Annotated in this window: 19 protein-coding genes; 8 read left to right on the top strand and 11 right to left on the bottom strand. The window is 72.1% G+C overall.

Annotation, left to right across the window (positions count from 1 at the left end):
* Positions 1 to 240: 240 nt before the first annotated feature.
* Positions 241 to 903, top strand: a complete 663-nt coding sequence (locus BJY16_RS22695) for a discoidin domain-containing protein (RefSeq protein WP_185041595.1) — start codon at positions 241 to 243, stop codon at positions 901 to 903.
* Here the strand turns inward: BJY16_RS22695 and cutA are convergent.
* Positions 893 to 1,222, bottom strand: coding sequence for a divalent-cation tolerance protein CutA (gene cutA / locus BJY16_RS22690; RefSeq protein ID WP_185041594.1), 330 nt, complete (start codon positions 1,220 to 1,222; stop codon positions 893 to 895). The two genes, BJY16_RS22695 and cutA, sit on opposite strands and share 11 nt — an antisense overlap.
* 23 nt (positions 1,223 to 1,245) lie before the next feature.
* Between cutA and BJY16_RS22685 the strand changes: the two genes are divergently transcribed.
* Positions 1,246 to 1,611, top strand: coding sequence for an MmcQ/YjbR family DNA-binding protein (locus tag BJY16_RS22685; RefSeq protein ID WP_185041593.1), 366 nt, complete (start codon positions 1,246 to 1,248; stop codon positions 1,609 to 1,611).
* Between the two features lie 290 nt (positions 1,612 to 1,901).
* Here BJY16_RS22685 and bluB read toward each other — a convergent pair whose 3' ends face one another.
* The 8 genes from bluB to BJY16_RS22645 form a co-directional block, all read right to left on the bottom strand.
* A complete protein-coding gene (gene bluB, locus BJY16_RS22680; RefSeq protein ID WP_185041592.1) occupies positions 1,902 to 2,522 on the bottom strand; it encodes a 5,6-dimethylbenzimidazole synthase in 621 nt (206 codons plus the stop codon).
* A 421-nt stretch (positions 2,523 to 2,943) separates the two neighbouring features.
* Positions 2,944 to 3,828: an RNA polymerase sigma-70 factor gene (locus BJY16_RS22675; RefSeq protein ID WP_185046608.1), complete on the bottom strand. Its 885-nt coding sequence runs from the start codon at positions 3,826 to 3,828 to the stop codon at positions 2,944 to 2,946.
* A 46-nt stretch (positions 3,829 to 3,874) separates the two neighbouring features.
* Positions 3,875 to 4,261: a DoxX family protein gene (locus tag BJY16_RS22670; RefSeq protein WP_185041591.1), complete on the bottom strand. Its 387-nt coding sequence runs from the start codon at positions 4,259 to 4,261 to the stop codon at positions 3,875 to 3,877.
* A 72-nt stretch (positions 4,262 to 4,333) separates the two neighbouring features.
* Positions 4,334 to 5,041 (bottom strand): HAD family hydrolase, encoded by a 708-nt coding sequence (locus BJY16_RS22665; protein ID WP_185041590.1) that lies wholly within the window; start codon positions 5,039 to 5,041, stop codon positions 4,334 to 4,336.
* 113 nt (positions 5,042 to 5,154) lie between these two features.
* Complete coding sequence (locus tag BJY16_RS22660; protein ID WP_185041589.1) at positions 5,155 to 5,583, bottom strand: DUF1810 domain-containing protein; 429 nt, start codon at positions 5,581 to 5,583, stop codon at positions 5,155 to 5,157.
* A 10-nt stretch (positions 5,584 to 5,593) separates the two neighbouring features.
* Positions 5,594 to 6,682 carry a glycoside hydrolase family 32 protein gene (locus BJY16_RS22655; RefSeq protein WP_185041588.1) on the bottom strand — a complete coding sequence of 363 codons (1,089 nt, stop codon included), beginning with the start codon at positions 6,680 to 6,682 and terminating at the stop codon, positions 5,594 to 5,596.
* Positions 6,683 to 6,738: 56 nt separating this feature from the next.
* Positions 6,739 to 6,960, bottom strand: a complete 222-nt coding sequence (locus BJY16_RS22650; protein ID WP_185041587.1) for a DUF397 domain-containing protein — start codon at positions 6,958 to 6,960, stop codon at positions 6,739 to 6,741.
* Between the two features lie 359 nt (positions 6,961 to 7,319).
* Positions 7,320 to 8,174 carry a DUF72 domain-containing protein gene (locus BJY16_RS22645; RefSeq protein WP_507762596.1) on the bottom strand — a complete coding sequence of 285 codons (855 nt, stop codon included), beginning with the start codon at positions 8,172 to 8,174 and terminating at the stop codon, positions 7,320 to 7,322.
* Positions 8,175 to 8,225: 51 nt separating this feature from the next.
* On the opposite strand from BJY16_RS22645, the gene BJY16_RS22640 reads away from it, so the two are divergent.
* On the top strand, positions 8,226 to 8,603 hold the full coding sequence (locus tag BJY16_RS22640) for a MerR family transcriptional regulator (RefSeq protein WP_185041586.1): 378 nt from the start codon (positions 8,226 to 8,228) through the stop codon (positions 8,601 to 8,603).
* Positions 8,600 to 9,256: an aggregation-promoting factor C-terminal-like domain-containing protein gene (locus BJY16_RS22635; RefSeq protein ID WP_185041585.1), complete on the top strand. Its 657-nt coding sequence runs from the start codon at positions 8,600 to 8,602 to the stop codon at positions 9,254 to 9,256. The genes BJY16_RS22640 and BJY16_RS22635 overlap by 4 nt, the downstream gene beginning before the upstream one ends.
* Before the next feature lie 16 nt (positions 9,257 to 9,272).
* Here the strand turns inward: BJY16_RS22635 and BJY16_RS22630 are convergent, their stop codons facing one another.
* Positions 9,273 to 9,701 (bottom strand): hypothetical protein, encoded by a 429-nt coding sequence (locus tag BJY16_RS22630; RefSeq protein WP_185041584.1) that lies wholly within the window; start codon positions 9,699 to 9,701, stop codon positions 9,273 to 9,275.
* A 209-nt stretch (positions 9,702 to 9,910) separates the two neighbouring features.
* Here BJY16_RS22630 and BJY16_RS22625 point away from each other — a divergent pair, with 209 nt between their 5' ends.
* Positions 9,911 to 10,579, top strand: coding sequence for a DNA alkylation repair protein (locus BJY16_RS22625; RefSeq protein WP_185041583.1), 669 nt, complete (start codon positions 9,911 to 9,913; stop codon positions 10,577 to 10,579).
* Positions 10,580 to 10,628: 49 nt separating this feature from the next.
* Here BJY16_RS22625 and glgX read toward each other — a convergent pair whose 3' ends face one another.
* Positions 10,629 to 12,737 carry a glycogen debranching protein GlgX gene (gene glgX / locus BJY16_RS22620; protein ID WP_185041582.1) on the bottom strand — a complete coding sequence of 703 codons (2,109 nt, stop codon included), beginning with the start codon at positions 12,735 to 12,737 and terminating at the stop codon, positions 10,629 to 10,631.
* Positions 12,738 to 12,858: 121 nt separating this feature from the next.
* Between glgX and BJY16_RS22615 the strand changes: the two genes are divergently transcribed.
* The 3 genes from BJY16_RS22615 (at position 12,859) to BJY16_RS22605 (ending at position 15,515) form a co-directional block, all read left to right on the top strand.
* Positions 12,859 to 13,479: an acetyltransferase gene (locus BJY16_RS22615; protein WP_311775327.1), complete on the top strand. Its 621-nt coding sequence runs from the start codon at positions 12,859 to 12,861 to the stop codon at positions 13,477 to 13,479.
* A 66-nt stretch (positions 13,480 to 13,545) separates the two neighbouring features.
* Positions 13,546 to 14,874 (top strand): MFS transporter, encoded by a 1,329-nt coding sequence (locus tag BJY16_RS22610; protein WP_185041580.1) that lies wholly within the window; start codon positions 13,546 to 13,548, stop codon positions 14,872 to 14,874.
* The gene (locus tag BJY16_RS22605; RefSeq protein ID WP_239176742.1) at positions 14,871 to 15,515 is read left to right on the top strand and encodes a MarR family winged helix-turn-helix transcriptional regulator; all 645 of its coding nucleotides are present in this window, start codon (positions 14,871 to 14,873) and stop codon (positions 15,513 to 15,515) included. Before BJY16_RS22610 ends, BJY16_RS22605 begins: the two co-directional genes overlap by 4 nt.
* Positions 15,516 to 15,635: the final 120 nt, after the last annotated feature.

The following is a 15,635-nucleotide window of genomic DNA, read 5'->3' as shown; positions in this document are numbered from 1 at the left end:
ACAGCGGCGCTGCTGGCCCTGACCCTGGCAGCCGGTCCGGCCGGGGGCGCGTTCTGGTCACCCACCGCCTCGGCCACGCCTCCTTTCTCGCCGCCCGTAGCCCTCTCCGCCGGGACCTTCTCACCGTCCACGGGCCCCGCCACCGGGACTTCCTCGCCGTCCCTGGCCCTCGCCGCCGGGACTTCCTCGTCTGGTGGGGACCCTGGCCCGGTGGCGGCCGAGCCAGGGTCACTCGCGATCATGACGGGTCAGTGCAACGGGCGGGATCTTCTGGTCCACCTCACCAATACGACGACAAAGCCGATTTATGCTGACGCGTGGCTGGCGGCCGACCCCGCACTGCACCTCCCCCGCCGGCTGATCTCCAGCTGGCTGCCGCCCGGCTACACCCGGAAGGTGCCGGTCGCGGTCCGGGCGGCGGACCGGACCAAGCCGGGCACCTATCACCTCCGGATCAGCAGCGCCGGAACGAGCGTGGACGTCCCGGTGAAAGTCAGCGCCCCACCGCCGGATGCCGGGCTGATGCGCCTGGCGACCCGGGTCACCGCCTCTTCCGCGCGAGCCACCGGGCCGGTGTGCGCGGCGATCGACGGGGATCCCGGGACCATCTGGAACGACGCGACCGGCAAACGGTGGCCGGACTGGTGGCAGCTCGACTGGGACCGGCCGCGCCGGATCAGCCGGGTCGAGGTGGTGACGACCGCGGAGTGGGGCCTGCGGGACTGGGACGTGCAGGTCGCCGCCCCGGACGGATGGGTGACCGTGCGATCGGTGCGCGGCAACACCGCCGTCCGGCACATCACGAGATTTGCCCCGCGGCGCGCCGCAGCGGTGCGGATCGTCACGCTGGCCGGTAACGCGGTGAACGATCAGTCCCGGCTCGCCGAGGTCGTCATCCGGTAGCCGCCGTCTCGTCGAGCACCCACCGCAGGTAGCGCGGGTTCCCCCCGGCGACCGGCATGGCCAGCACGCACGGCACGTCGTAGGGATGCTCCCGCTCGGCCACCGCGACGATCTCGTCGACCAGCGACAACCGGGTGTGCAGCGCCACCCGGGCCTCCGCCTCGTCCTCCACCGCGCCCTGCCACCGGTAGATCGACCGGATCGCCGTGATGGTGTGCCCGCAGGCGACCAGCCGCCGCTCCACCAGCCGCCGGGTGAACGCGGCCAGCCACTCCGCGTCGCTCGCGGTGATCACCACTTCGCAGACGGTTTCTGTCACAGGGTCACACTAGTGTTCCGGGCATGGCTGATGCGGATGACGTGCGCCGGCTCGCGCTGAGCCTGCCCGGGGTGGTGGAGATCGACAGTGACGGTTTCGACTTCCGGGTGGGCGGCAAGGGGTTCGTCTGGTCTTATCCGGAGCGCCTCCCCGGCAAGCCCCGGGTGATCCGCACCGACGTCGCGGTGCTCTTCGTCGGCGACGAGGCGGAGAAACAGGCGTTGCTGCTCGGCGAGCCCGACTTGTTCTTCACGGTCCCGGGCTATGACGGGTTGCCGCTGGTCATGCTGCGGCTGCCGGCGGTCGACGTGGACCGGCTGACCGAGCTGGTCACCGACGCCTGGCAGATGCGCGCCCCAGCCGAGCTCACCACCGACCCCGCCCCCTGACCACACCCGCGCCGTCTGGCACCCGCCGCCACCCCGCTCCCCCGCACCGCCGGCAGCGGACTCACCGCCACACCGACCACCCACACTCACCGCCACACCGACGACTCACCCTCACCGCCGCACGGACCGCCCACCCTCACCGCCGCACGGACCGCCCACCCTCACCGCCGCACCGACCACCCACACTCACCCGTCCACGACGCCGCGCTCGTCATCGGGCAGGCACCGCGTTCAACGACCTGCCGGCTAGGCCATGGCGCGTTGTGGCGGCGCCTTTCACGGTGTCGCGGTCACCAGCGGTCCTGATGCAGGGCCGCGTCGAGTGGGCGGCGGGTGCGCCAGCCGTGGCGTTCCAGGTCGGGGACGTCCTGCAGGCGGGTGACCGGGCCGAGACAGAGCCAGGCGACCGGCCGGATCCGCTCCGGGATGCCGAGCAGCTTCCGCAGGAACTCCTCGCGGTAGAAGGAGACCCAGCCGACCCCGAGATCCTCCGCGGTCGCCGCCAGCCACAGGTTCTGCACCGCGAGGCAGACCGAGTAGAGCCCGGCGTCCGCGATCGCGTGCCGCCCGAGCACCGCCGGCCCACCCCGGTCCGGGTCGTAGGTGACCACGACCGACAGCGTCGACTCCAGAATCCCGTCGATCTTGATCCGTGCGAACCGCTCGGCCTCCGCGCCGCTCAGCGTGCCCGCGAAGACCTCCCGCTCCTCATGAACGTGCCGGTGGAAATCCGCCCGCACCTCCCGGTCCCGGATCACCACGAAATCCCACGGTTGCGAGAGCCCGACGCTCGGCGCCGCATGCGCCGCGGTCAACACCCGTTCCAGTACGCCCTCCGCGAGCGCCTCGCCGGTGAACTCGCCCCGCACGTCCCGGCGGCGATGAATGACGTCGTACAGCAGACCGGACATCCCCCGACTCTCCCAGACGGATCTTCACCCCCGCCCCCGCGGGTCCGCTCGCCAGCCGCTCCCGCGCCCTGGCCGGCCGTTCCGGGCCGTCCGGCTGGCCGACGCGGGCACGAAGCAATCCGGGGCCAGTCCTGCCGGCCGATGTGGGGCGAGCACGAAGCGATCCGGAACCGGTCCTGCTCGCCGACCCGGCACGGGCACAAAGCAATCCGGAACCGGTCCCGCTGGCCGACCCGGCGCGGACACAAAGCAATCCGGCCACTTCCCGAACCCCGCCCGCCCAGGGGGGCCTGCCCGATGACAGTGTCGCGCGGAGGGGCGGCCGCGAAGGGGCGGCTTGTGGACGGCGCGCTGATGTGGATAACCCGCCACCGCGCCGGCTCCATCGGCCATCCGGAGGGTGCGGCGCTCCGGCGGCTGGTCAGCGGCGGGTCAGTGGGGTTTCGGCGGTGACGCGGGTGAGCTTCTCCGGGTTGCGGACGTAGTACAGACCGGTGATCCGGCCCTCCTCGACCCGGACGGCCAGGACGCCGTCGAGGTCGCCGTCGAGGCGGACCAGCAGGGCCGGGCCGGCGTTGACCACGGTCGGCTCCAGGGTGATCGTCTCGGCGGTCTTGCGCAGGCCGCCGAGCATGAAGCGGGCCACCTTGTCGGCGCCGAGGATCGGGCGGACCGCCGCCTGCTTGATCCCGCCGCCGTCGCTGACCAGGACGATGTCCGGGGCCAGGACGTCCAGGAAGCTCTGCAGGTCCCCGGTGGCCAGCGCCCGCTGGAACGACTCCAGGGCGGCCCGGGTCTCGGCCGCGGTGACCGCCGCGCGCGGGCGGCGGGCGTCGACGTGCTGACGGGCGCGGTGCGCGATCTGGCGGACCGCCGCCGGGGACTTGTCCACGGCGGCGGCGATCTCGTCGTACCCCAGGTCGAACGCCTCGCGGAGGACGAAGACGGCCCGCTCGGTCGGCGTCAGCGTCTCCAGGACCAGCATCAACGCCATCGAGACGCTCTCCGCCAGCTCCACGTCCTCGGCGACGTCCGGGGTGGTCAGCATCGGCTCGGGCAGCCACGGTCCGACGTACGACTCGCGGCGCCGGCTCAGGGTGCGCAGCCGGTTCAGGGCTTGGCGGGTCGTCGTACGTACCAGATAGGCCCTTTGATCTTGAACCTGATCGAGGTCGACCTGGACCCAGCGCAGCCACGTCTCCTGCAGCACGTCCTCCGCGTCGGCGGCCGATCCGAGCATCTCGTAGGCGACGGTGAAGAGCAGGTTCCGGTGCGTCACGAACGCCTCGGTGGCCGGGTCGGGCATCACTCTCGGTACCTTCCGGGTCGGGTCGGCGGTGCGGCCGGGCGGTTCAGGCGGTGAACGACTCGGGGCCGAACCTGCCCCAGACGATGAAGGCGGCGAGCGCCAGGTAGCCGACGTGCAGCAGCATCAGTGTGCTGACCCCCTCGTGGCGCAGGTGGGTGATCAGCGCGCCGATCATCAGCAGGATCCAGCCGGCCGCGGTGATCGGCACGAGGACCGGCGCGATGCCGGTCACGGCCGGCAGGATCAGGCCGGCCGCGGCGAGGATTTCCAGTACGCCCAGCCCCTTCACGAAGCCGACGCCGGCGTTGGCGGTCCACTCGCCGCCGTGCTGCGCGGCCAGCCTCTGCTGGGGCACGAACGTCTTGGTGAGGCCGCCGGCCAGGGCGACGAGGGCGAGCAGGCCACCGGCGATCCACAGTGCGATGTTCATGGCCACGGGACACCACCGGCCCGGTACGCCGTGACACGTTGTGAGCCAGGTCACCGCGACGGCGGGACGGCCTCAGTGGGCGGTGGGTGACGCGGCCCGGGTGAGCAGGGCCGGCAGGTCGGCCATGCGGGTGAAGATGTGCGTGGCGCCCGCCTCCAGCAGCACCCGGGGCTCGTGGTGCGCCAGACTGTCCGGCGGGCAGTAGCCGAAGACGACCGCGCCGGCCGCGACACCCGCGCGCACGCCGGTCGCGGTGTCCTCGACGACCGCGGCGCGGGCCGGGTCGACGCCGAGCGCGGCGGCCGCGGCCAGATAGACGTCCGGGGCGGGTTTGCTGCGCGGCATTTCCATCCCGCTGAAGATCTTGCCGGCGAAGACCCGGTCCAGCCCCACCTTGCTGAGCTGCAGCTCGACCTTGGCCCGGTCGGCGCCGCTGGCACAGGCCAGCCGCCCGGCGAAGAGCTGGTCGATCTCGTGCGCCGCGGCCACCGCCCCGGGGATCTCCCGCAGGTCCGCGGCGAGGGCCTCGTTGCGCCGCCGGCGGAACTCGGCGATCCACTCGGCGGTGACGGTGAACCCGGTGTGCGCCGTGATCACCCCGACCTCGTCGGCCAGCGCCCGCCCGACGAAGAGCCGGAAACAGTCCGCCTCGCTGACCATCCAGCCCAGCTCGTGCAGCATGGCCCGGAGCACCCCGTTGGTGATCCGCTCGGAGTCGACCAGCACCCCGTCACAGTCGAACAGCACGGCATCGAACGGGAACGGGGCGGTGTCGACCATGCCGCGACCCTATCCGAGCAGCCAGGCCGGCTCCGATGAGCCGCGTCACCCACCGGCGCGCTCGCTCCGGGCAGCCGCGTCACCCACCGACGCGCTCGCTCCGAGCAGCCGCGTCACCCGCCGGTGGGCTCGAGTCCGAGCAGCTCCCGGGTCCGCGGGTCGGGGCCGTCGTAGTAGCGCTCCAGCACCTGCCGGAACACCCCCGGATCGGTCGCCGCCTCGGCGAACAGGGTCATCGACGAGCGGAGCTTGAGATCGTCCGGGTAGCCGAAGATCTGCGCGGCGGTCCGGCCCTCGACGGCGAGCAGCGTCTCGGCGCACTCGATCAGCCGCGGCCCGAGCACCGGGTGCGCGAGATAGGCCCGCGCCTCGTCCAGGTCCCGGATCGCGAAGGCCCGCGCGGTCGGACTGGATCCCAGACCGGCCAGCTGCGGGAAGACGAACCACATCCAGTGCGACCGCTTGCTGCCCGCGGCCAGCTCGGCGCGGGCTTGCTGGTAGACGCCGTCCTGCGCGCGGACGAACCGTTCCAGGTCACTCATCCGTCCGATGCTAGGCCGCCGACCAGCCGGGACCCGCGATACGGGCGATGTGGGCGCCCGGGTCGCCGGGGACCGAGCGGCGGGCCGCGCCCAGTCCGCTGACGCCCTCGACCGTCACCTCGACGATGTCCGCGTCGGCCAGGACGGTGGTTTCGCCGCCCGGGGGCATGCGCAGGATCAGGTCGCCGTGGTCGCGGAGTTCGCCGTCCACCGCGGTCATCCCGGCGATCCCGTTGACCAGGTAGCGGTCCAGGTGCGGGTGCGGGGTGGCGATCAGGTGCTCACCGCGTACCGAAAGGATCCAGGGAATGCTGAGCGTGCCCGCCCACAGTGACCCGTCGCTCTCCGCGCCGCCGACGCGGGCCAGGACGCAGCGGCGGCCGGCCGCGTCCAGGAACGGCGCGGCCGGGCCGAGCCGGCCCCGGCCGAAGACGCCCCAGGTGCGGGCGGTGAAGTCACGGCCGTCATAGACCCCGATCGCGTACGACGGGTCCGCGCCGGCCACCAGCAGCACCCACTCGCCGTCCACCTGGAACAGCCGCGGGCAGCCCCACGCCGCGTCCGCGCGCGCCGCGAGCACCCCGTCGTAGTCCCAGGCGAGCAGGTCGGCCGAGCGGTAGTGCAGGACCGCGGAGCCGCCGTTGGGCGGGGTGGCCACGACCAGCATCCGCCAGCCGTCGCCGGCCGCCCAGACGAACGGGTCCCGCAGGCCGGTGAAGCCCTCGGTGACCGGGCCGAGCACCGGCTGGGCCGGCTCGGCCCGCCAGCCGCCGAGGCCCGGCGCGGCCGTCGCGCGCCAGACCCCGTCGCCCTCGCGGGCGTGGAACAGCACCGGGCCGCCCGGACCGTCCACGACCGAGCCGCAGCGCGGCAGCCCCTGGTCGGCCGGCGCCGGGGCGACCGGGCGTTCCCGCCAGATCACCAGGTCGTCGGAGACCGCCGACCCCCAGCCCATGGCCTCGTCGTCGGCGGTGCGGTGCTCGTAGAACAGGTGGTACCGCCCGTCGACCCGGAGCACCCCGAGCACATCGCCGACCCGGCCGTCGCGCGGTGTGAAGTGCATCCGGGGCCGGAGCCCCACGCCCTGCTCAACATCCATGCCTCTGCGTAACATCGCCGGGTCGCCGGCGCCAGAGCGCAGAGTGCCAAAGCGGGTCAGTTGTCGAATTCGCCGTCCTTCGCGCCGCCGACGAACGCGGCCCACTCGGACGGGGTGAAGAACAGGATCGGTCCGTCCGGATTCTTCGAGTCGCGGACCGCGCGTCCCCCGTCGGGCAGGTCGGCCACCTCGACACAGTTGTCCGAGTAGCTCCGGGTGCTCCGGCGCCAGACCGCCGTGCGCCGGTCGAACTTCGCGGCATAGGTCTTCTCTGTCATCTCGCACCTCCTGGCACATTCTGAGCATTGCTCAGATCTCAGACTGTCCGAGATTTGTCTCACGTTCGGGAACGGCACAATCGATGCACGTGCGTTCGCGCGTGCGCCTCACACGGGGCGAAAACGCGCCTGATATCCCGGGTGAAGCGGGCGCTGAAGCCCGGATGAAGCGTGCTTCGGCGCTTCGCCCACCGAAGGAAGCCCGCGGGCTGCCTCCCGCAGGCATGCAAGGCGCGTCGGAAAAGGGTCAGCGCACCGCGCGAGAGGGATCAGCACACACCGCACGCGGCAGCCCGTCCCGCTGAGGCGGCACCGGAAACCGCATGGCCCGCCGCGGGTTCACCGGATCCCGCCCGCCGTCAGAAGAGGGTTAGCGGCTCGTCCGGCTCCGGCAGCGGGGCCGGGTCGGGCAGCGGCGGCAGCTCCGGCACGCGGGCGCGGACCTCGGCGTGGAAACGGCGGGCCAGCTCCGGCGCGTCGGCGTTGTCCGGGGTGTGCAGGAAGACCGTGGGTGAGCGGCCCTCGCGCAGCCAGCCGGCCACCGTCGCCACCCACGGCTGCCAGCCGGCCACCGTCCGGGCGGTGTCGTCGCGGCCCAGGTAACGGACGATCGGGCGGTCGGTGAGGGCGGTGTCGCGGCGCGGCATCCGGGGCTTCTTCAGCCAGGCGTCCCGCTCGGCGTCACTGGTCGGCGGGCTGTCGAAGAACGCGACGGTGTCGAACGGGACCCACTCGGCACCGTGCTCGGACAGGACCCGTTCCAGGCCGCGCGGGTCGGCGAAGAAATCCGGGTGGCGGACCTCCACGGCGTACCGGAAATCGGCGGGCAAGGAGCGCAGGAACCGGGACAGGACAGCGGTGTCGGCGGGTCCGAAGGACCCGGGCAGCTGGATCCACAGCGCCGCGGCGCGCGGGCCGAGCGGCTCGATCGCGTCCAGGAAGATCCGCAGCTCCTCCTCGGCGCCGGTCATCCGCAGCTCGTGGGTGATCCGCTTGGGGATCTTCGGGATCAGCCGGAAGTCCGGGCCGGTCTGCTCGGCCCAGGAAGCCACGGTCGGCCGGGCCGGGGTGGCGTAGAACGTGGTGTTGCCCTCCACCGCGTTGCACCACCCGGCATAGGCGCGCAGCTTCCCGGTGGCCGGCCGGGAGAACGGCCACGACTTCAGGGACCACATCGCGCAGCCCACATGCAGGGCCTGGACACCGGATCGCACACCGGAACGGTATCCGGGTACGGTCACCTCTTCTGACGGGGAGGTCGGGGGATGCCCTACACGCCGGGTGAGGTCGCCGGAAAGATCGGCGTCAGTATCGACACGCTGCGCTACTACGAGCGGATCGGGCTGCTGCACGGCATCGAGCGGACCGCCGGCGGCCAGCGGGTCTTCTCCGACGACGACCTCGGCCGGATCGGGCTGCTGCGCTGCCTGCGCGACTCGGGCATGCCGATCGCCCGGCTGCGGCGCTTCGCCGAGCTGCTGCACGACGGGCCGGGCGCCGCCGAGCAGCGCGTCGAGCTGCTCGCCGAGCACGACCGGGAGATCGACGAGAAGGTGGCGCAGCTGCGGGCGGAGCAGGCCCGGGTGCGCGACAAGATCGCCTGGTACCGTGCCGAGACCGCTCGGCTGAAGGAGGCTCGGTGACCCGGATCGCGATCCGCGGTGCGTCCGTCGCGCTGCTGCTGGCCGGACTCGCCGGCGGGGTCTACGTGGGACAGCAGCGGCCGGCCGACGACCCCGCGCCGAGCGCGGCACAGGCCGAGATCGCCGACATGCAGCTGCTCAAGGACCGCCAGAACGAGCACGCTGCGGCCCGGGCCCGGCAGACCGTCGCGGAGAACGCCGCGCAGCAGAAGGCCACCGAGGTCGCCCGGACCGCCGCCGCCCACGCCAAGGACCTGGACAAGAGCGTCGCCAAGGCCAAGCAGGCGGCCGCGGCCGCCGCGGCCGGTCCGGTGGCCTTCGCCGGCCCGATCCCGAAGTCGTGCAACGAGTTCAGCGGCAGCCGGGCGATCGGCTGCGCGCTCACCCTGCAGGCCGGCTTCGGCCTGGACCAGTTCGCCTGCCTGAACAAGCTGTGGGCCAAGGAGAGCGGCTGGAACTACCGCGCGGAGAACCGCAGCTCCGGCGCCTACGGCATCCCGCAGTCCCTGCCCGGCAGCAAGATGGCCGCCTTCGGCGACGACTGGAAGACAAACCCGGCCACCCAGATCAAGTGGGGCCTGGACTACATCAAGAAGCGCTACGACACCCCATGCGGCGCCTGGCAACACTCCGAGAAGTACAACAACTACTGACGTACGGCGCTGGAGGTCAGCCCAGCAGGCCCGGCCACCGCTGGCGGGCCTGCAACTCCAGCACGGCCGGGCGGGAACCGACGACATTGATCCGTACGCCGCCGCGGTCCGCCCGCACCTGCCAGGCCACCGCCCGCACGGGTGGCTCCGGATCGATGAAGAACCCCGCGCCGATGAGGAATCTCGTGGTGCTCGCCTCGCTGGCGAACTGCTCCGCCTCGCACGGCCGGCTCGCCCACGAACCCGGATACGGTTCGACATCGGCACCTTCGCCGCCGCCGCAAAGCTTCCGCGCCACGGAGAACAGGGCGGCATCACCAGCGGCGGTGCCCTCCGAGACACGATGGGCGCGCACCAGCGGCACCGCTACCAGGGCGGCCGCCACGGCTGCGATGGCGACGGACCGCAAAACCCACGGGGACAGATCGGGGCTGCGGCGACTCATCGACTTTCCCTCGGCGATCGATGCGGTGAGCGCACCACTCCCGGGTGTCTCGGTCTTCCTATCGGCGTCCGGCTGAGCGATCAAAGCGGCGCAGGCCCGGAATCCGGCAACGACTACAGATTTTCGGTACGGCCTGAGCGTCCCGTCGGCGGGTTTTGTCGGAGGGTCCTCGTAGCCTGGGTGCGCTACGGGAGAACCGGGAGGGCGGGATGGGCGGGACCACGGTCGATGAGCTGCTCGCCGAGCTGGCCGCGCTGGACGATCCGAGGGTGCGGGCGGTCAACGAGCGGCACGGGGACGATCACGGGGTCAATCTGGGCGGGCTGCGGGCGATCGCGAAACGGCTGAAAACGCAGCAGGAGTTGGCCGTCGCGCTGTGGGCGACCGGGGACTCGGCGGCCCGGCTGCTGGCCCTGCTGATCTGCCGGCCGAGGCTGTTCGGGCGCGACGAGCTGGACGCCATGCTGCGCGAGGCGCGCACCCCCAAGGTGCACGACTGGCTGGTCAACTACGTGGTGAAGAAGAGCCCGCACGCCGAGGAGCTGCGGCTGGCCTGGCTCGCCGACCCGGACCCGGTGGTGGCCAGCGCCGGGTGGGCGCTGACCACCGAGCGGGTGGCGCGGCGACCGGACGGGCTCGACCTGGCCGCGCTGCTGGACCGGGTCGAGGCGGAGATGAAGGACGCGCCGGACCGGTTGCAGTGGGCGATGAACCACTGCCTGGCCCAGATCGGCATCTCGCATCCGGAGCAGCGGGCCCGGGCCGTCGAGATCGGCGAGCGCCTGCAGGTGCTCAAGGACTACCCGACGCCACCGGGCTGCACATCACCGTTCGCCCCGGTCTGGATCGCCGAGATGGTCAGCCGCCAGGGGACCTGACGCACCGCCGGGTCGCCGGCGGCGCGCCGGGCGTACCGAGAACCGGTTCTCAGTAACGGCAGCGGAGCACGACCAGGGCGTGGCGGATGACGTCGACCCGGCTGCCGGCTCGGGCGGTCTTGCGCCGGCGGGCCAGCAGCGGGTCGGCGGTGTGGGCGACGATCTCCCAGGTCTTGCCGTAGTCGCGGGCCGGCAGGGTGAACGACACGTCCTCGTCGAGCGGGTTGAACAGCAGCAGGAACGAATCGTCGGTGATCTCCTCGCCGAGCGGGCCGCGTTCCGGGATGCCGTGCCCGTTCAGGAAGACGGTCATGGTCATGCCGCTGCGGGTGTTCCAGTCCGCCTCGGTCATCACCTCGCCGTCGCGGCGCAGCCAGGCGATGTCCGGCAGTTTCGAGTCGCCGGCCGGTTCGCCGGTGAAGAACCGGCGGCGGCGGAAGATCGGGTGCTCGGCGCGCAGTTTCAGCAGCAGGCGGACGAAGTGGGTGAGCGGGTCCTCCTCGCGGGCCGCCACCCAGTCCACCCAGCTCAGCGCGCTGTCCTGGCAGTAGACGTTGTTGTTGCCGTGCTGGGTGCGGCCCAGCTCGTCGCCGTGCGCGATCATCGGCACGCCCTGGCTGAGCAGCAGGGTGGCCAGGAAGTTCCGTTTCTGCCGCTCGCGCAGGATGACGATCTCCGGGTCGTCGGTGGGCCCCTCGACGCCGCAGTTCCACGACCGGTTGTAGCTCTCCCCGTCGCGGTTGCCCTCGCCGTTCGCGTCGTTGTGCTTCTCGTTGTACGACACCAGGTCGTGCAGGGTGAAGCCGTCGTGCGCGGTGACGAAGTTGATCGACGCGATCGGGCGCCGGCCGTCGTCCTGGTAGAGGTCGGAGCTGCCGGTGAAGCGGGAGGCGAACTCGCCGAGGCTGGACGGCTCACCGCGCCAGAAGTCGCGGACCGAGTCGCGGTACTTGCCGTTCCACTCGGTCCAGTTCGGCGGGAAGCCGCCCACCTGGTAGCCGCCGTCGCCGACGTCCCACGGCTCGGCGATCAGTTTCACCTGGGAGACCACCGGGTCCTGGTTGACCAGGTCGAAGAACGCGGCCAGCCGGTCCACCTCGTGGAACTCCCGGGCCAGCGCGGACGCCAGGTCGAACCGGAAGCCGTCGACGTGCATCTCGGTCACCCAGTAGCGCAGCGAGTCCATGATCAGCCGCAGCGACTCGTGGTGCCGGGCGTTCAGGCTGTTCCCGGTGCCGGTGGTGTCGTAGTAGTAGTTCTTGTCCTGGTCGACCAGCCGGTAGTACGCCGGGTTGTCGATGCCCCGGAAGGACAGCGTCGGGCCCAGGTGGTTGCCCTCGGCGGTGTGGTTGTAGACCACGTCCAGGATCACCTCGATGCCGGCCTGGTGCAGCGCCTTGACCATCGACTTGAACTCCTGCACCTGGCCGCCGCTGCCGCCGAACGACGAGTAGCCGTTGTGCGGGGCGAAGAAGCCGATGGTGTTGTAACCCCAGTAGTTGGTCAGGCCGCGCTCGACCAGGCCGCTGTCGTGGACGAACTGGTGCACCGGCATCAGCTCGACGGCGGTGATCCCGAGCCGCTGGAAATACTTGATCATCTCCGGGTGGGCCAGGCCGGAGTACGTGCCCCGGACGTCCTCGGGGATCGCCGGGTGGTTGATCGTCATGCCCTTGACGTGCGCCTCGTAGATCACCGTCTGCCACATCGGGATCTTCAGCGGGCGGTCGTTGCCCCAGTCGAAGAACGGGTTGATCACCACCGAGCGGGGCGCGAACGGGGCCGAGTCGGTGTCGTTGTACGACGCCGGGTCACCGAAGTTGTACGCGAACAGGGCCTGATCCCAGCGGTAGTCGCCGTCGATCGCCTTCGCGTACGGATCCAGCAGCAGCTTGCTCGGGTTGCAGCGCAGTCCCTGGCCGGGCTGGTACGGCCCGTGCACCCGGAAGCCGTACCGCTGGCCGGGAGTGACCCGGGGCAGGTAGCCGTGCCAGACCAGCGCCTCGCGCTCCGGCAGGTCGACCCGGGTCTCGTTGCCCGCGTCGTCGAACAGGCACAGCTCCACCCGGTCGGCGGCCTCGGAGTAGATGGCGAAGTTGGTGCCGCCGCCGTCGTAGGTCGCGCCCAGCGGGTACGGGTTGCCCGGCCAGATTTTCATGCCGCCTGCCATGCCCACATGCTCGCCGCTCGAAAACGCGGTGTCGATGTGACTCGCCGCTCAGCCTAGGCGGTCAAAGCCGGATATCATGGGATTTATTCGCGTTAGAGACCAGCCGATCGTGATCGTGGGTTGCGGCGGCCACGGCCGGGAGATCTTCGGCATCATCGCCGCCGTCAACGCCGCGGGCGACGCGCCCTGGAAGGTCGTGGGCTTCGTCGACGACGCCCCGTCCGAGGAGAACCTGCGCCGCCTCGACCCGCTCGGCACCTCCTGGCTCGGCCCGAGCGACCTGCTCACCCAGCTCGACGCCGACTACGTCATCGGCATCGGCGACCCAGGGATCCGCGCCACGGTCGCCGCGCGGCTCGACGGCGTCGCCCGGCCCGCCGCCCCGCTGGTGCACCCGGCGGCCACCGTCGGCCTGGCGAACACGCTGGCCGAGGGCGTGGTGCTGTTCGCCGGTGCCCGGGTCACCACCAACGTCACGCTCGGCCGGCACGTGCACCTCAACCAGAACGCCACGGTCGGGCACGACACGGTGCTCGGCGACTGCGTGCAGGTCAATCCGTCCGCGGCGGTCTCCGGCAGTTGCCGGATCGGCAGCCGGGCGCTGATCGGCACGAACGCTTCGGTGCTGCAGGGCCGCTCGGTCGGCGAAGGGGCCCGGGTCGGCGCCAACGGCTGCGTCGTCCGCGATGTGAGCGACGGCACGACAGTCAAGGGCGTTCCGGCGGTCTAGCCAGTTAGTTGTACGGGTACAACTAAACCCGTGCCCCGCCGTTACCTCGTCCTGGCGATCTGCTGCATGAGTCTGCTGATCATCAGCCTGGACGTCACCATCATGAACATCGCGCTGCCCGCCATCCGGGACGACCTGGGCGCCCCGGTCTCCGGCCTGCAGTGGACCATCGACGCGTACACGCTGGTGCTGGCCAGCCTGCTGGTGCTGGCCGGGTCGACCGCCGACCGGGTGGGCCGCCGCCGGGTCTTCCAGACCGGGCTGGCCGTCTTCACCGTCGCCTCCCTGCTGTGCAGCGTCGCGCCGAACCTGGAGGCGTTGATCGGCTTCCGGATCCTGCAGGCGATCGGCGGCTCGATGCTCAACCCGGTCGCCATGTCGATCATCACGAACACCTTCACCGAGCCGCGCGAGCGGGCCCGGGCGATCGGCGTCTGGGGCGCGGTGACCGGCTTCGGCATGGCGATCGGCCCGCTGGTCGGCGGTTTCCTGGTGCACGGGCTGGGCTGGCGGTCGATCTTCTGGATCAACGTGCCGGTCGGGGTGGCGGCGCTGGTCCTCACCGCCCTGTTCGTCCCCGAGTCGCGCGCGCCGCACCCGCGCCGCCTGGACCCGGTCGGCCAGCTGCTGGTGCTCCTGCTGCTCGCCGGGGTGACCTTCGGGATCATCGAGGGGCCGGCGGCCGGCTGGTCGTCGCCGGAGATCATCGCCTGCTTCGGGGCCGGTGCGCTGGCCCTGCTCGGGCTGCTGTGGTGGGAGCCGCGGCGCGCCGAGCCGCTGATCGACCTCGCGTTGTTCCGAAGTCCACCGTTCTCCGGGGCCGTGGTGATCGCCATCTGCGCGTTCTCCGCCCTGGGCGGCTTCCTCTTCCTGAACACGCTGTACCTGCAGGAGACCCGGGGCCTGTCGGCGTGGCAGGCCGGGCTCTGCACGCTGCCGATGGCGGCGGCCACCGCGCTGGTCTCGCCGCTGGCCGGCAGGCTGGTCGGCACCCGGGGTACCCGGTTGCCGCTGCTGATCGCCGGCAGCGGGATGGCGCTCGGCGTGCTGCCGCTGACCTGGGCCGGCCCGGCCACCCCGGTCTGGCCGCTGCTGGTCGGCTACCTGCTGTTCGGGGTCGGCTTCGGGATGGTGAACACGCCGATCACCACCACCGCGGTCTCCGGCATGCCGCGCGAGCGGGCCGGGGTGGCCGCCGCGATCGCCTCGACCAGCCGGCAGGTGGGCAGCGCCCTCGGCGTCGCGGTGATCGGCGCGGTGCTGGCCTCCGGCGGCGGGCACGCCGGCGCGTGGATCCTGACCGGCCTCGGCGTCGCGGTCCTGGTCCTCGGCCGGGCCAGCACCGGTGCCTGGGCCCGCGAGCACGCCCACACTCCGGCTAACGTCCCGGCATGACTCCCGATCGCCCCGCTCCCCCGGACGTCTCGCACCCGCCCGCCGGAGAAGCGACCCTCGCGGACCCCTCGCCCGCGGCCGCCGGAGAAGCGACCCTCGCGGACGTCTCGCACCCGGCCACCGGAGAGGCGACCCGCGCGGACCCCTCGCACCCGGCCGCCGGAGAAGCGACCCTCGCGGACCCCTCGCACGCGGCCGCCCGGCACGCCTGGCGGCTGATGCGGTCGCTGGTCACCGAGCAGCACGACACCAAGACGCGAGTCTGTGAAGCGCTCGGCATGAGCTTCGTCCGGGTCAAGGCCCTCGGCCTGCTCGCGGCCGGCCCGCGGACGCTGCGCGAGCTGGCCGCCACCCTGGCCTGCGACCCGCCCTACGCCACGGTGATCACCGCCGACCTGGCGGCCCGTGGCCTGGTCCGCCGCGAGCCCAACCCGGCCGACGGCCGCTCCCGCCTGGTCACCCTGACCGATTCCGGTCACCTGGCCGCCGCCGAGGCCGACCGCATCCTGGGCACTCCCCCGCCCGAGCTGCTCGCTCTCCCCGCCGCCGACCTGGCGACTCTGGACCGCATCCTGACCCGCGTCGCCTCCGGATCCGGGACACCCTCCGGCACGCGCGAGACCGCTGCCGATCACGCTTGACACCACTTTCGGTACGGCCGGAGCACCCCGCCCACAGCTGCGTGCGAACGGGCGCTCCGGCCGTACCGTCAAGCGCTCTGCCGGACCCGGACCAGCCGCCTCCGCGCGCCGGACAGCGCA

The sequence above is a fragment of the Actinoplanes octamycinicus genome, from assembly GCF_014205225.1.
In the GTDB taxonomy this organism is placed as follows: Bacteria; Actinomycetota; Actinomycetes; order Mycobacteriales; family Micromonosporaceae; genus Actinoplanes; species Actinoplanes octamycinicus.
This window is presented reverse-complemented; position numbering and strand designations above follow the sequence as displayed.

Coding starts and splice junctions, on each gene's coding strand:
- BJY16_RS22650 (WP_185041587.1), bottom strand. CDS start 6,960: ATGACAGAGAAGACCTATGCCGCGAAGTTCGACCGGCGCACGGCGGTC.
- glgX (WP_185041582.1), bottom strand. CDS start 12,737: ATGAAAATCTGGCCGGGCAACCCGTACCCGCTGGGCGCGACCTACGAC.
- BJY16_RS22685 (WP_185041593.1), top strand. CDS start 1,246: ATGGCTGATGCGGATGACGTGCGCCGGCTCGCGCTGAGCCTGCCCGGG.
- BJY16_RS22610 (WP_185041580.1), top strand. CDS start 13,546: ATGAGTCTGCTGATCATCAGCCTGGACGTCACCATCATGAACATCGCG.
- BJY16_RS22670 (WP_185041591.1), bottom strand. CDS start 4,261: ATGAACATCGCACTGTGGATCGCCGGTGGCCTGCTCGCCCTCGTCGCC.
- BJY16_RS22695 (WP_185041595.1), top strand. CDS start 241: ATGACGGGTCAGTGCAACGGGCGGGATCTTCTGGTCCACCTCACCAAT.
- BJY16_RS22640 (WP_185041586.1), top strand. CDS start 8,226: ATGCCCTACACGCCGGGTGAGGTCGCCGGAAAGATCGGCGTCAGTATC.
- BJY16_RS22625 (WP_185041583.1), top strand. CDS start 9,911: ATGGGCGGGACCACGGTCGATGAGCTGCTCGCCGAGCTGGCCGCGCTG.
- BJY16_RS22660 (WP_185041589.1), bottom strand. CDS start 5,583: ATGAGTGACCTGGAACGGTTCGTCCGCGCGCAGGACGGCGTCTACCAG.
- bluB (WP_185041592.1), bottom strand. CDS start 2,522: ATGTCCGGTCTGCTGTACGACGTCATTCATCGCCGCCGGGACGTGCGG.
- BJY16_RS22675 (WP_185046608.1), bottom strand. CDS start 3,828: ATGCCCGACCCGGCCACCGAGGCGTTCGTGACGCACCGGAACCTGCTC.
- BJY16_RS22630 (WP_185041584.1), bottom strand. CDS start 9,701: ATGAGTCGCCGCAGCCCCGATCTGTCCCCGTGGGTTTTGCGGTCCGTC.
- BJY16_RS22655 (WP_185041588.1), bottom strand. CDS start 6,682: ATGGATGTTGAGCAGGGCGTGGGGCTCCGGCCCCGGATGCACTTCACA.
- BJY16_RS22665 (WP_185041590.1), bottom strand. CDS start 5,041: ATGGTCGACACCGCCCCGTTCCCGTTCGATGCCGTGCTGTTCGACTGT.
- BJY16_RS22605 (WP_239176742.1), top strand. CDS start 14,871: ATGACTCCCGATCGCCCCGCTCCCCCGGACGTCTCGCACCCGCCCGCC.